This window comes from Parapedobacter sp. GCM10030251 (genome assembly GCF_042666505.1).
Classification (GTDB): domain Bacteria; phylum Bacteroidota; class Bacteroidia; order Sphingobacteriales; family Sphingobacteriaceae; genus Parapedobacter.
Window position 1 is genome coordinate 186286 of sequence record NZ_JBHTDN010000005.1, and the last position, 14488, is coordinate 200773.

Below are 14488 nucleotides of genomic sequence, written 5' to 3' on the forward strand. Positions count from 1 at the left end.
TATTCCTTATCAATAAATCATGTGGTACGCAAACTTAGCTAAAATTGCCTTAAAAAGCAAGTTAGCGGCTGCTCCCAGCCGCTAAAGATAATGGTTTATTGCTGAAAAATGCTAAAAATATTCGACAAAAAACCCGGTAAGGATTTACCGGGCGCTGATGTTTTGTTAGGAGGTAAGCTTCGATATTTAACCTTCCATCGGAGCTTCCTCGTGTACCAATGCTTCGTCAACGAGTATGCGGCCACAATGTTCGCATACGATAATTTTCTTACGTTGACGGATTTCGAGCTGCATTTGGGGTGGGATCTTGTTATGGCAGCCCGAGCAGCTGTCACGGTCGATTGAAACCACCGCCAACCCATTTTTATAAGATGTCCGTAACCGACGGTATACCCGCAACAACCGGTCTTCGATTTCTTTTTCGGCGGTCTCCGTCTGATTCACCAATTCATCTTCATCTTTCTGCGTTTCCGACGTAATGGTATCCAACTCTCCCTTCTTTACTTCAAGGTCTTTCTTGGCTGTCTCAAGGGTCGTTTGTGTATTTTCGTAGACTTCCGTCTTGTTTTTGATTTCGAACTCAAACTCCCGGATTTTCTTTTCACTTACCTGGATATCCAATCCCTGGATTTCAATTTCCTTGGTAATCGCATCGTACTCACGGTTATTTTTTACCTCATTGAGTTGCCCCTCATATTTCTTGATGGCTGCCTGTGCGTCCTTAATCATGTTGCGGCGATTGACGATGGAATCTTCCAATTCATCCAATTCACCTCTGATTTTTTCGATACGGGTTTCCAATCCAGCGATCTCGTCTTCCAAATCACCCACTTCCATAGGCAATTCACCCCTTACCTGGCGAATTTTATCAATCTTGGTGTGTATGGTTTGCAGCTGCCAAAGTGCTTTCAGTTTTTGTTCTATGGTCTGTTCCATTTAACTGTAGTATTTTATCGGGTTCGTGTCTATTCCCGTCAAACGGACTGCAAAGGTAGGAAATTTTTTTCGAATAATTTCCAACAATAATTGCTGCGTAAATTGTTCGCTTTCAAAATGTCCCACATCCGCAATCACGATTTTTCCCTCGGCATCAAAAAACTCGTGGTATTTATAATCCGACGTCACAAACACATCGGCTCCGGAACGGATGGCCTGGTTCAAGAGGAAGCTCCCCGCACCCCCGCAAACCGCCACGCGGACTACCGGTTTACCCCGGAGTGCGGTGTGCCGAATCACCGGGGCATTCAGTTGTTGCTTCAGCAGACCGAGAAACTCCTGTTCAGAAAGCGGGTGCTCCAGGTAGCCGATCAAACCGCTGCCAACCTCTTGGTAGGAATTCTGTAACCGGTAAAGGTCATACGCTACCTCTTCGTACGGATGCGCCTCAAAAAGCGCCAGCAATATCGCACGCTCCCGATTGGCCGGAAAAACCACCTCAATGCGCAATTCTTCCTCCCGGTGCATTTCTCCGGGATTGCCCACAAAGGGGTCGGTGCCTTCTCCGCCTCGGAATGTTCCATATCCCGCAACGTTGAAACTGCATTGGTCGTATTTGCCCACCTGCCCCGCACCCGCGGCAAACAGGGCTGTTCGCACCGGTTCCACATGGCTTAATGGAACAAAAACCGCAAGTTTCCGAAGCAGATCGCCTTTAGGGCTGAGGATCGCCGTATTACGGAGTGCCAACCGTTCGGCAAGCTTACTGTTCACGCCGCCCGTTATATGGTCAAGATTCGTGTGAATGGCATACAGCGCGACGTCGTGCTTGATTGCTTTCATCACCACACGCTCCACATACGTGCTTCCGTTGAATCGCTTAAGCCCTTTAAATACGATCGGATGGTGAGAAATGATGACATTGCAGCCCAAAGCAATTGCTTCATCCACAACTTCTTCTGTGCAGTCCAGCGATATCAGCGCTTGGTTAACTTCCTGATCCGGTCGGCCCACCAGCAATCCCGAATTGTCATACGACTCCTGATAATCCAACGGAGCTAATGATTCGAGGTAATCTGTCAATTCGCGCAGTAACATAAGTCGTTGGTTTTATGATCCTTTCCTGAATTTTTCGTGTTCTACCAGCAAATTCCTGAAATTACTGACCTTCACCCAGTAAATAATAAAATAGGTAATGCTTAGCAAAAAAAGGGTAATAAGAATAAAGGGTGGGAGTGGGATATTGGTGAGCAGAAATAACCAAGCGTACCATGTCCCTGACGCACGTCCGGGATTTTCCTCTTCTGCAATTTTGCGGTCATAAAATTCATTGGTCAGGGAGTCCGCTAGCCGCGAGGCCACGGCAAAATTCCAGTAGATATTGAAAAAGGGCACCACTAATAACCACGCTTGGCCGGGTGTCATCAACCGGTTCGCCGGTGCAACCAATAAAAGTGTCTTCCGGATGGTATTCGCATAAAATGCCCAAATAAGTGTACGGATGAGGAATACGGCGATAGCCGCTTGAATCATTTCCGGCGACAGATTTTCTAAATCAACATTCATTGGCAATTGTTTGCTTTAAAAGCGTCATGGAACCCACACCACCTCGCGTTCACGGAGCTAAATTACGGGGAATCGGTGATAAAACCTATTATTTCAGACAAAGGTCGCCGTTCACGCGCCGTTCGCAACGTCTAGCCCGACAGGGCTGCAAGGCAGGAAGTCAATAACAAGGGTAGCTTTTGCATGCATTATGAATGCTGCGGTTCCATGCGCATCTCGATATGCATGATGCCGGCATCCAGGTACGGCTGGCTGGTCTGTTGGAAACCCAATCGGCGATAGAAGGCTTTCAGGTGCTGTTGAGCGCTGATTTTAATAGGCCTGCTTCCGAATAGGCTTTTTACAGCTTCAATGCTACGTATCATTAGCGCCTCGCCGACCCCTTTGCCTCGGAATTCCACCGCCACCACCACGCGGCCAATACTCAACGCATCGGGGTAGGAAACACCTTCCGGAATCAGTCGGGTATAAGCAGCCAAGGCATCGCCGGACCATGCCATGAGGTGGTTTGACTTTTGATCCTTATGATCCAGGTCATTGTATACGCATGCCTGCTCCAGGATAAAAACCTCCTGTCGCAATTGCAAAATGCGATAAAGCTCTTCAAGTGAAAGCTTGTTGAAAGGCTTTATTTCCCAAGTCAGGGTCAACTCTCCCATGATTCCGCTTAGTTAAGTCCAATTTTACCAAGTAATTCCGCCAGTTCAGCAGGCATGCTCATTTGTGGGTTATGATCGGCTTGCATAGGAATAAAATTCCAGCCATATCCCCGCGCTCGATCGCCGAAAAACGCAAACGCATACTTTTCGGGGTCATTGCCTTCATAGGTCAGGATATACGTAGTTGGGATTTTCAGCCGGCGCTCATTTTTCAAAGCAAGCGGCTGCGAAAATGTCTTGGCCGGCTGCGGCACATCGTGAGGGAATCTTTCATTATCCGTGTTCCAGAACGGGTAAATCAGGCCATTCTTTGACGGCATTTCCCGGCCCGTCTTTTCCTGTCCATGCGCAGTGGCCACGCTTTCCCCATCCTCCGGCACAAAGGCATCCAGGTAGATCAAGCATTTGATCCGTTCCGGAATGCTGTCGGCCACGCCGGTTACCACCATTCCCCCATAGCTGTGTCCCAGTAAGACGACATCGTGTAGATTTTCGAACAAAATGGTGTTTACCACATCCGCAATGTGCGTGTCTAAGTCAACCTCCGCTGATGCGAGGTGTACGCGCTCACCCAATCCCGATAGGGTAGGACGGTATATGTTGTGCCCTTGTAACCGGAGCAACGAGTCGGTTTGTTTGAAGGACCATCCGCCTCCCCAGGCGCCATGAACCAGCATAAAGGTAACCTGTTGGGCAAACGCTCCGGTTGACAACAACATGCCGCCGATTAGCAACAGATACATGAGGCTACGCATAGTTAATTCCTGTTAGTTAACACATAGTTAGGAGTTTTCCGGCAAACGACCAAAATTTTTCCATCCTACAGCGCCCTCCATATAGCTATCAATCAGGTTTACATTCAGGACATCGTTTATATAGCCGATGTACATATCCGGTCGGATCAATACGGTTTTCGTCCCTTCCGAGGCCACTTCGAAGGTGTCAAACACCGACTGGTTTTGCGGCGAAAAGGGAAGGTAATATACGTGCATTTCCCTGGGGTATTTCTGCCGTGTCCACTGCCCGATGATATGAAGCTGGTGGTGGCTCACCGTCCCTAATATCAAGAGGATAAAACCCGGCTTTTCACACCAGCGATGAAGATCGGTCTGCTTTTTTGTTTTCTCATCGAATACGGGCAAAAAGGGGAGACGGTCTCCCGCTTGTATATGCCGACCGGTCGCATAGTGCACCGCCAGTGTGGCTTTTCGGTAATGTATGCTTAACTGCGCCAACCGATCAAACATTCGTTTCAGCAAACCAGGTTTGCGGCCAACGTATCGAATCGTCCAAACAAACAGGGAATCGCTGAGGGATGTTGCAAAAAACGGTATGGACCTTATCCACCCAAATGCCCGGTCGGTATCCTGTAACGTTGCCTTGGCCACCGGCATCCGCTCTTCTTCATAGGTGTGGAGTAACCGAGTGTCCATCCGTCCGGACACGACGCCGGCTAACTTCCACGCGAGGTTAGCCGCATCCTGCATCCCACCGTTCATACCCTGTCCGCCGATGGGCGAGTGGATATGCGCCGCATCGCCAATCAAAAAACAGCGTTGCCGGGTAAACGGTGCTGCGATCCGTTTATGGAGATAGAAACGGCTAATCCAAAGGCACCGCTCCAGCGGTAATTCGAAACCCATTGCCTTGTCAACCAGCGGTTTGATATCCGCATACTGGATAGGATTTTCGGCTTGAAACCAACTCTTTGCCGGCAACGGGCCCATAAGGCGGTACCGACCATCCGACCCATATGGAAAAACGCCGAGAAAACCCTTTTTTGAAAAGAAAAAGTGAACCCGCCGATTGTCTGCACCCCTGACCTGCACATCGGCCAGAAAAAATTGGCCAGGGTAGCTTTTCCCTTCAAAAGAAATGCTGGTCAGCGTTCTTACGGCGCTGTTCGCCCCATCGGCGCCAATCACCCAGTTGCATCGCCAATGTTGAACCTCCTCGCCCTGTTTTAAGGTCGCAAATGCCTCTTTATCATCCTGCCTAAGCGAGATCAGCTGGGTATCCCACCTCACGGCACAAGCGTTTTCAGTTAGCCGGTCGATCAGAAGTTTTTCGGTTTTGTCCTGGCCAACCAAATGGATAAAAGGAAAGGCCGTGCTTGGTTGATCCATCTGTGCGAAATCCAGCCTGCCCAATGGTTTCGTACCCCGTTGCAGCTGCACGCCATAGCTGGGATTGCCCAAAGCAAGCAACGCATCGGCCAATCCCATTTGCCGGAACAATTCCAGCGACCGGGCATGCATCGCTATGGCTTTGGATTTACGGTCTGGCCCGGGCTTGGCGTCTATGATCGTCGGTTGTATGCCGAACCGGAGCAACTGGGCGGCCATCATCAGACCCGAGGGACCCGCTCCTACAATGAGCACATCGGTATGTCGGATGAGCTCCACGATCAGAACAGTAAGAAAATGGCCGGCTTTTTCTGAAAGTCATGGTTTTCCTTTCTCCATTGATGGATCGGCTGACTGATAATCTGTTGATCAGCAGCCGTAAGATTACAGGCTACACATAACCGCGTTTGCGGCTTGCTTACACGCATGATTTCGGCCAGCAACTGCTGGTTTCGAAAGGGCGTCTCGATAAAAATCTGGGTCTGTTTGTCCCGTTGCGCCTGTTGTTCCATCGCTTTGAGCTTTCCTGCCCGTTCCGTCTTGTCGATCGGCAAATAGCCATGAAAGACAAAACTTTGTCCGCTAAATCCCGACGCCATCAGCGCCAGCAAAATGGAATTCGGTCCGACGAGTGGGAAAACCCGGATTCCCCTGCGGTGGGCTTCTGCTACGATGTCTGCACCCGGATCCGCCACGCCGGGGCAGCCTGCTTCACTCATGAGACCTACATCTTTGCCTGCCAGCAATCCGGCAAAATAGTCCGCCGTAACGCCACTATTCCGAGCGTGCTTGCCGTAGTTATGTAAAATCAACTCGTTTTGATGCCGTTGGATACCCGCCAGTTTTAAGAACTTCCGGGCCGTTTTTTCGTTCTCAACAATGTATTCATCGATGGCATTTATCACTTGTACCAAATAAGGCGTGTAGGAGGCTGCCGCGGCATCGTCTGCCAATGGCACAGGAATTAGATAAAGCGTTCCGTAGGGCATGCACAAAGGTAGCGAAAAATTGTCCTTTACTTATTGGCCAACATTTGCTAAATTGGCCAACAAATTCCGCTTACACGCATGGCCACGCAAATCACAGACGGAGTAAAAGTTTCGGTTGAAACGGTCTATCAGCCTGAGTACTCCAATCCGGAAAACGAACACTACATGTTTGCGTATCGAATTACCATAGAGAACCTTAGCGATTACAGCGTGCAGCTTTTACGCCGTCACTGGTATATCTTTGACTCCAACGGTACCCGTAGGGAAGTAGAGGGAGAAGGGGTTGTCGGTGTCCAACCCATCATTGAACCCGGTGAACACCACGAATACGTTTCGGGATGCAACTTGAAAAGCGATATGGGCACCATGACCGGCACTTATCAAATGCTGCGCGAATTTGACGGCAGCCTGTTTGAGGTAAAAATCCCTAAATTTGATTTGATTGCCCCGCATCGACTAAATTAACCTCTCCCGGTCGGATCAGCCCGCTAACTGCCCGAGGTAAATACTCCTGCTAAACTGCTTTTTTCGGGCATTGTGCAGAAACAGGTAGGCGTGGAAACGCTGCGACCGTAATTGTGCAGGTAGCTTCAGCCGAATATGGCCATCTTTCCGGAAAAACACATCGGTATTCCGGCCTGCAACTCCCGCTTCGGGACTATAAACGACCAACACCACTTCATCGGTGCTGCTGGCTATCGGCGTCGATTCATCCGAAAAATAAACTTCCAGCACGCGGTCACCGCACATAACATCCTCCACATGAATTGCAGGCAACAGCCCGGAACTGATTCGCACGCGTTCGGCCACAATGCGTTGGTCGGGGTAGTGACCATCCATGGCTTCCTGCATCAACGCTTTCAGTGCCTGGCCGAAAGCTTTGCTACGGTTGCCCTTGCCCTGGTTCAGCCAACTCTCTGCGATAATCGGCCGTAGGGGATGGAGAAAAGCCATCGCCAGGCGCATCCGTTGCTGTACCGCCAGTCTCCCGTACGATTGTTCCTTCTTTTTGGGCTTACTCCTGTCATAGAAAAAATCAATATCCATGTTGTTTCTGTTAAAATTCCGGATTTTCTATGGGAATATATACCGTTCTGGAAACCTGCTTCCCAGCTCGGTCGACAAAGAAAAGCCAGAGGTGAAGTTTAAGTGGGCGCAGTGTCAATACGTTATTCATAAACTGCGCAGCACCCTCGTGACGTAGCGGGCGGCCGACGGAATAGAAAATTCCCCGGGTCTCCTCGTAAAGTACTATATGTGCCTTATCATCCATCGATCTTCCCATGCCATACGTCTCCGGATCCCAGGTAATGTAAAGGACATCGCCATTCACCTGTGCCTGTTCGTCTCCTGCCGTGAATAGTGAGCCGTGGCTGAACTGCAAAGCCGGAAAGTCGAGCGTCACGTGTGCTCCGTCAATTAGGAACACATGATCATAATTATAACTGATGGCTACGTTCCTGCCGGTAGCCCGACTTGTAAACTGCTTGAAACCGATTTCCAATACGGTAGAAATCGGATCGAAAAAACGATTGAGGAGGGCAAATTTCCTGCGCTCAAGCAATTGGTCCGCAGAAGCGGCCCGCTTGTTTTTAAATTGTGGTAACCCCTTAATATAATTAACCTTACGCCAGTTGCTGCCAATCACGCTCCCGGCTTTTCCCCGAAAGGGGCCGTTGATTCCTTCTTTTATGGTTCCCATGGTCTATCCCGGTTAGTTTGGTGAATGCAAGATAATCAAATCTTCAAAGAATTGCAATAAAAGAGGAAAATCTAGCAGTAATACCTCGGTATAACAACTGCAAAATACGTATGATAATGTAGTAATGTTTGTCAATTCGTCGTATAAAAGACGACCAAGAGACGACTATCAGACGACAAATAGACGACCAAATCCACAATTACCTCCGTCATATAAACGTTTTCTTTCCGTTTTTTATCAGGGAGCGGTAGGTCAATTTTAGGGGATCTCTATAATGCACAGATAATTCCGTATTTTTGCAAGGATTTATGACGGCTCAAAAGTCAGCTTTGGTATTCGGCGCAACGGGACTCATCGGCGGGCATCTCCTCCAGGAGTTGCTGAACAGTCCGGTATATGGTGACGTTAGAGCGGTGGTGCGGCGCGAAATAGCGAACAGCCATCCGAAGCTACGACAGTTAGTGTCTGATTACCAGTCTATTAATGAACTGAAGGCAGACTTGGCGGCGGACGATATCTTTTGCTGTTTGGGAACTACACGGAAAAAAACTCCCAACTTACAAGACTACTACCGCATTGATCACGACTATCCGGTGATGGCTGCAAGGCTCACCAAAGCGTGCGGGGGACAAACGTTTCTCCTGGTTTCGGCAGTGGGTGCTGATGCGGGTTCATCGAATTTTTACCTTCGGATGAAAGGGGAAACTGAACGCGATGTATCGACCGTGGGATTTAAAAAACTGCGTATATTCAGACCTTCACTGCTTACAGGCCGACAACAGGAGACCAGATGGTTGGAAAGGCTTTCTGAAGGGCTCCTTGCGGTAATTAATCCCTTACTTGTAGGCCATTGGAAACGATATAGAAGCATTCCCGCAGCCACGGTAGCCCGCGCAATGTACCGCGCTGCGCAACGAGATATTACGGGTATCCATATCCATTATGGGGACGAGATGAGAGACAGAACGTGAGTATATTATCAACAGAACGACTAGGACACAGTTACCACGATAGATGGTTATTTAAAAACCTACACTTTGGGTTACAGAAAGGAGACCGCGTGGCACTGGTAGGGGTGAACGGAACAGGTAAATCATCCTTACTGGGCATTCTTGCCGGCCAACTTGATCCTTCAGAGGGTCTGGTGGTCAAAGAAAAGGGTATCCGTATCGGATTCCTTACCCAAGATCCGAGATTCGAATCCTTTAAATCAATCAACGATTTCATTTACAGCGCGGATAATCAGCAGCAACGGCTAATCCGTGCGTATGAGGAGTTAGTTGCCGATCCTCATGCGGATTCTCGGAAGTTGGCTGCCCTAAGTGATCAAATCAGTGCACTGGATGCTTGGGAATACGAGCACAACATCAAAAGTATCCTCACGCGACTACAAATCACTGAGTTCTCGCAGGCAATCAACTCGCTATCCGGGGGGCAACGAAAGCGTTTGGCGCTTGCGAAATTATTGATCGACGAACCGGATATTTATATCCTCGACGAGCCGACCAATCACTTGGATATCGAAACCATCGAGTGGTTGGAAAAGCTGCTGACAACCGGACAGAAGACCGTTTTGCTGGTTACGCATGACCGCTACTTCCTCGATGTCGTGTGTTCGGAAATACGGGAACTGGATAAGGGAAAACTAACGGCATACACGGGAAACTACGCGTATTATCTCGAAAAGAAAGCCGAACGGGAAGAAGCGGAAGAAGCCCTTCTCGAACGCAACCGGAATCTGCTGCGTAGAGAGTTGGAGTGGATGCGACGGCAACCTCAGGCGCGGGGTACCAAATCGAAAGCGCGAATCGATGCATTCTACGAACTGGAAAAGAAGACCGCTGGCCAACGACAACAGGACGAACTCCAATTACGTGTCAATGTAAGCCGGCAAGGAAATAAAATTCTGGAGCTTGAAAGCATTTCCAAGCGATATGATTCACGAATGCTTATCGACGGCTTTTCCTATGTTTTCAAAAAAGGAGACCGAATCGGTCTAGCAGGCCGGAATGGCACAGGGAAGTCGACTTTCCTTAATTTGATCACGGCGCAGGAGCAGCCCGACACAGGGCGGATTGATGTCGGAGAAACTACCGTATTCGGATACTACAAACAGGGAGGTCTAACGCTTGAAGGAAATGAACGGGTTATTGACGTGGTAAAATCGGTCGCCGAGCATATACGCATGGCGAATGGAGATATGCTGAGTGCTTCCCAGTTGCTTACGTTGTTTCTCTTTCCACCTGAAAAGCAATTCGGCCTGGTCAGTAAATTAAGTGGCGGAGAGCGTAAGCGTTTGCAGTTAATGCGGGTACTTATGCAAAACCCAAATTTCTTAATCTTAGACGAACCGGCGAATGACCTGGATATCGATACCCTGAATGTTCTGGAATCTTTTTTAGTAAACTATCCCGGAGTTCTGCTTCTGGTTTCCCACGACCGATACCTATTGGACCGCTTGACGGATCAATTATTCATTTTCAACGGAAACGGGAAAATCACCATTTATAATGGAAATTATGCAGATTATCGCAACGAGCAATCTGCGGTCGCTGAACAAACCAAACAACAGGCGATGCAAAAGACTTCGGTGAGTATACCGATTCAGGAAGAAATCAAAAAGAAACTTAGTTATCGCGAGCGATTGGAATACGAAGCACTCGACAAAGAAATACCGCTATTAGAAGGACAAATTTCAGAGCAAACACAGGCGTTGGGTAATACCATCGATCATGGACAACTTGCAACCATCGCTGAGAGCATCAGACAATTAAACGAAGAACTTGACGCGAAAATAGAACGTTGGATAGAATTAGGAGAGTACATGTAATGTTCCACGTGGAACAATGAATGTATTTAAACACGAGAAATAGTTTGTTCCACGTGGAACAATAGAAAACAAATATGTTTGATAAGTATAATATTATTGTAGTAGGAGGGGGGCATGCGGGATGCGAAGCAGCGGCAGCGGCAGCCAATTTAGGTTCATCCGTCCTTTTGATTACCATGAATATGGCGACAATTGCCCAAATGAGCTGCAACCCTGCTATGGGAGGGGTCGCTAAAGGTCAAATCGTTCGCGAGATCGACGCTATGGGAGGATATTCCGGGATAATAGCCGATAAAACCACCATCCAATTCCGAATGCTGAATCAATCGAAGGGTCCCGCTATGTGGAGCCCGCGTACGCAGAACGACCGCATGCGGTTTGCGGAGGAATGGCGACTCCAATTGGAATCCATGCCCAATTTGGATATTTGGCAGGACACGGTAAAAGAGATCGTCGTTAAAAATGGTAAAGCATGCGGCGTGGTTACCTCGTTGGGCATCACCATCGATTGCGACGCCGTCGTTCTCACTAATGGTACCTTCCTTAATGGTACTATTCACATCGGGGAAAAAAGATTTGGCGGTGGTCGCACGGGGGAGAAGGCTGCAACCGGTCTGACCGAACAATTGGTTAGTCTTGGCTTTGAATCGGGCCGGATGAAAACGGGAACACCTCCAAGAGTAGATGGCAGAAGTCTGGACTACTCGAAAATGGAAGAGCAGTGGGGCGATGAAGAACGCGGAAAATTTTCATTTACAGACGTAGAACTTCCTACTGAACAACGGTGCTGCTGGATTACCTATACCAATGAGGCTGTACACGATGCGCTAAAAGAAGGTTTTGAAAAATCACCCATGTTCACCGGACGGATCAAAGGCCTCGGACCACGCTATTGCCCGTCTATTGAGGATAAAATTAATCGGTTTGCAGAGCGCGATCGTCATCAGATATTTGTAGAACCAGAGGGATGGAAGACCATTGAAATCTACGTAAACGGCTTTTCTACCTCGCTTCCGGAAGATGTACAATTAAAAGCCCTAAGGTTAATCCCGGGGTTCGAAAAAGCCCGTATGTTCCGTCCAGGATATGCCATTGAGTACGATTACTTCCCACCCATGCAATTGGACCTGACGTTAGAAACGTTCCGCATTAAACACCTCTTTTTTGCCGGCCAAATCAATGGGACCACGGGCTACGAAGAGGCTGCCAGCCAAGGTTTCGTCGCCGGTGTCAACGCGCACCAGCGAATTTTCGATCAGCATGAACTCATCTTAAAAAGGTCGGAATCATACATTGGGGTATTAATCGATGACCTGGTAACCAAAGGTACCGAAGAGCCCTATCGCATGTTTACTTCCAGGGCAGAACATCGGCTCCTTCTTCGCCAGGATAACGCCGACGCCCGATTAACGCCCATCGCGCATACCCTAGGATTGGTATCGGACGAACGACTTGCCAAAGTAAAACAAAAAGTAGATGCGGCAGATGTCTTGGTGGATTATATGCGTAATCAATCGATCGGTATAGACGCCATTAATCCTATTTTGACCCGCTTAAACTCTAGCCCGGTGTCACAAAAAACCCGACTGTTTCATATTCTCTCGAGGCCGCAGATCAATATACATGACCTTGCCGCCGCAGATCAGGCATTCGCTAACCTGCTCTCAAAATACGATAAGGAAATCATCGAACAAGCGGAAATCAAGGTCAAGTATGACAGTTACTTCGAAAAGGAAATTGAGATCGTAAACAAAATGCGCCGTATGGAAGATCAGGAAATTAATCCCAATTTTGACTATACTAACCTCGTTTCCCTTTCAAAAGAAGCCCGGGAAAAATTAATTAAAGTAAAACCCCGAACATTAGGCCAAGCCTCTCGTATTTCTGGCGTTTCGCCTTCCGATATTTCGGTTTTAATGATACATATGAGTTAAATTATTGAAAATTAATCACTTATATTAAAAAATATCCAGCGTTAATAGATTCGATATAAGACATTATTTCAGATTCTCCGATGCAAGACTCATTCAATAAAAAAAATCGCTTAAATCGCTTAAAAATAACCTCAAATCCAAAATGGGTGATTTTGGCACTTTTTTTTATGCTCTTTTCCCTAACATGGCGTTGCGCCAGCATCCAGCAACCCATGGGCGGGCCTAAAGACTCTATTCCACCCAAGATACTAAGCGAGACGCCACCGAATCTCACACGGAATTTCAATGCCGAAAAAATAGTCATCGAATTCGACGAATATGTAAAACTCAGCAACACGCAGAAAGAAATCAGCGTATCGCCTGACGTTGAACAACCGATTAACCCACGTGTTAAGCGGAAAACCATAGAGGTCGCCCTACCTGATTCCCTCGAAGCCAATACAACCTATACCATCAATTTCGGTAAAGCCATCGGCGACTTCAATGAAGGAAATCCGCTGCTTAACTATAGCTATGTCTTCTCAACGGGAAACGTTATAGACTCCCTTTCCATTTCAGGTAACGTGATCGATGCGCTTACCAAAAAGCCAGAAAAGGAAATAGCGGTTATCCTTATTCCAACCCGGCAAGATTCTATCTTCGGAAAAAGGAAGGCGAACATCTTCACCATTACCGATACCTCGGGTAACTTCCAGCTAAAAAACCTCCGGGAAGACACGTATCGAATCTATGCACTCAAAGAGGAAAACAATGACCGTGTATATAACGCACCCGGTGAATACATCGGCTTTTTAACGGATTCGATTGTACTGAACAAAGACACTTCGGGAATACATCTGGAGATTTCCAAAGGAATACCTACGGATTTTCGATTACTTGATCGGAAAATTGAGCCAACAGGAAAAATTTCATTTGTATTCAATAAACCATTGAAGCGTCCGGATATCGTTGTCCTGCATCCCCCACAGTTGGATGAAACCAAACAAATCACGTACAATACTACGAGAGATACTGCATCCATGTGGCTTGCTGAATTGACATTCGACTCCTTAAAAGTCCAAATCTCCGATCAGGGAGCCGTCCTCGATTCGGTTACCCTAAGACGCGGGCGCAACGAGAAATATGACCGGGATTTCCTTATACTGGATAACCTGTCGGGCAATAAAGTTACCCGGGTGAAACACGTCCAATTGACAGCCGCTTCTCCCGTCCAATCCATCGATCGCAATAAAATAATTCTCACCGAAGACTCGATACCGCGAACCAACTTTCAATTAGCCAAAGATACAACCGCTCCTTCGCGATATGTCCTGCGCTATAACTGGCGACCGAAACGAAATTACCAACTCAGCCTCGAAGAAGGGGCATTTCTGGGTTTCTTTGGCGACAAGAATAAATCGGTGTCGAAATCATTTACCATGAACGAGACAGAAAATTTCGGCGATATCGTTCTCAACATCACTCTTCCCGATACCAGTCATCAGTACCTTGTACAGCTTATCAATGAAAAAATGGACTTTATTTACCGCAGCGTACCCATACGGAAATCCGGAAAAATACCGTTCAGGCAATTTCCGGGTGGAAAATATACGATACGCATCATATACGATGAGAATAATAATGACGAATGGGATCCAGGTGACGTATATTTGAAAAGACAACCCGAACGGGTTTGGTATCTGGGCAAAACGTTTATCATCCGGGCAAACTGGGAACAGGAAGAACCGATTACGGTACCTGAATAAT

Annotated in this window: 14 protein-coding genes; 5 read left to right on the forward strand and 9 right to left on the reverse strand. The window is 47.8% G+C overall.

Annotation, left to right across the window (positions count from 1 at the left end; all coding sequences use genetic code 11):
• Positions 1 to 186 precede the first annotated feature (186 nt).
• The 7 genes from ACFQRK_RS15720 to ACFQRK_RS15750 all read right to left on the reverse strand — a co-directional run bounded on the left by ACFQRK_RS15720 (position 187) and on the right by ACFQRK_RS15750 (position 6276).
• A complete protein-coding gene (locus tag ACFQRK_RS15720; protein ID WP_379008403.1) occupies positions 187 to 936 on the reverse strand; it encodes a zinc ribbon domain-containing protein in 750 nt (249 codons plus the stop codon).
• Complete coding sequence (locus ACFQRK_RS15725; RefSeq protein WP_379008405.1) at positions 937 to 2034, reverse strand: Nif3-like dinuclear metal center hexameric protein; 1098 nt, start codon at positions 2032 to 2034, stop codon at positions 937 to 939.
• A 12-nt stretch (positions 2035 to 2046) separates the two neighbouring features.
• Entirely contained in the window at positions 2047 to 2502 is a 456-nt protein-coding gene (locus ACFQRK_RS15730) for a hypothetical protein (protein ID WP_379008407.1), read from the reverse strand.
• A 188-nt stretch (positions 2503 to 2690) separates the two neighbouring features.
• Positions 2691 to 3161 (reverse strand): GNAT family N-acetyltransferase, encoded by a 471-nt coding sequence (locus ACFQRK_RS15735; protein ID WP_379008409.1) that lies wholly within the window; start codon positions 3159 to 3161, stop codon positions 2691 to 2693.
• 8 nt (positions 3162 to 3169) lie between these two features.
• Positions 3170 to 3916 (reverse strand): alpha/beta fold hydrolase, encoded by a 747-nt coding sequence (locus ACFQRK_RS15740; protein WP_379008410.1) that lies wholly within the window; start codon positions 3914 to 3916, stop codon positions 3170 to 3172.
• A gap of 27 nt (positions 3917 to 3943) precedes the next feature.
• Positions 3944 to 5566, reverse strand: a complete 1623-nt coding sequence (locus tag ACFQRK_RS15745; protein WP_379008411.1) for an FAD-dependent monooxygenase — start codon at positions 5564 to 5566, stop codon at positions 3944 to 3946.
• A 2-nt stretch (positions 5567 to 5568) separates the two neighbouring features.
• Positions 5569 to 6276, reverse strand: a complete 708-nt coding sequence (locus ACFQRK_RS15750; RefSeq protein WP_379008412.1) for an SAM-dependent methyltransferase — start codon at positions 6274 to 6276, stop codon at positions 5569 to 5571.
• A gap of 78 nt (positions 6277 to 6354) precedes the next feature.
• Here ACFQRK_RS15750 and apaG point away from each other — a divergent pair, with 78 nt between their 5' ends.
• A complete protein-coding gene (apaG, locus tag ACFQRK_RS15755) occupies positions 6355 to 6741 on the forward strand; it encodes a Co2+/Mg2+ efflux protein ApaG (RefSeq protein ID WP_379008413.1) in 387 nt (128 codons plus the stop codon).
• Between the two features lie 15 nt (positions 6742 to 6756).
• Here apaG and ACFQRK_RS15760 read toward each other — a convergent pair whose 3' ends face one another.
• On the reverse strand, positions 6757 to 7323 hold the full coding sequence (locus tag ACFQRK_RS15760; RefSeq protein WP_379008415.1) for a DUF6266 family protein: 567 nt from the start codon (positions 7321 to 7323) through the stop codon (positions 6757 to 6759).
• Between the two features lie 10 nt (positions 7324 to 7333).
• Positions 7334 to 7978: a DUF6266 family protein gene (locus ACFQRK_RS15765; RefSeq protein ID WP_379008417.1), complete on the reverse strand. Its 645-nt coding sequence runs from the start codon at positions 7976 to 7978 to the stop codon at positions 7334 to 7336.
• A 308-nt stretch (positions 7979 to 8286) separates the two neighbouring features.
• Between ACFQRK_RS15765 and ACFQRK_RS15770 the strand changes: the two genes are divergently transcribed.
• The 4 genes from ACFQRK_RS15770 (at position 8287) to ACFQRK_RS15785 (ending at position 14487) form a co-directional block, all read left to right on the forward strand.
• Positions 8287 to 8949, forward strand: coding sequence for an oxidoreductase (locus ACFQRK_RS15770; protein WP_379008419.1), 663 nt, complete (start codon positions 8287 to 8289; stop codon positions 8947 to 8949).
• Positions 8946 to 10808, forward strand: a complete 1863-nt coding sequence (locus ACFQRK_RS15775; RefSeq protein WP_379008422.1) for an ATP-binding cassette domain-containing protein — start codon at positions 8946 to 8948, stop codon at positions 10806 to 10808. The genes ACFQRK_RS15770 and ACFQRK_RS15775 overlap by 4 nt, the downstream gene beginning before the upstream one ends.
• A 74-nt stretch (positions 10809 to 10882) precedes the next feature.
• On the forward strand, positions 10883 to 12742 hold the full coding sequence (gene mnmG / locus ACFQRK_RS15780) for a tRNA uridine-5-carboxymethylaminomethyl(34) synthesis enzyme MnmG (protein WP_379008425.1): 1860 nt from the start codon (positions 10883 to 10885) through the stop codon (positions 12740 to 12742).
• Between the two features lie 146 nt (positions 12743 to 12888).
• Positions 12889 to 14487, forward strand: coding sequence for an Ig-like domain-containing domain (locus ACFQRK_RS15785; RefSeq protein ID WP_379008428.1), 1599 nt, complete (start codon positions 12889 to 12891; stop codon positions 14485 to 14487).
• Position 14488 lies beyond the last annotated feature (1 nt).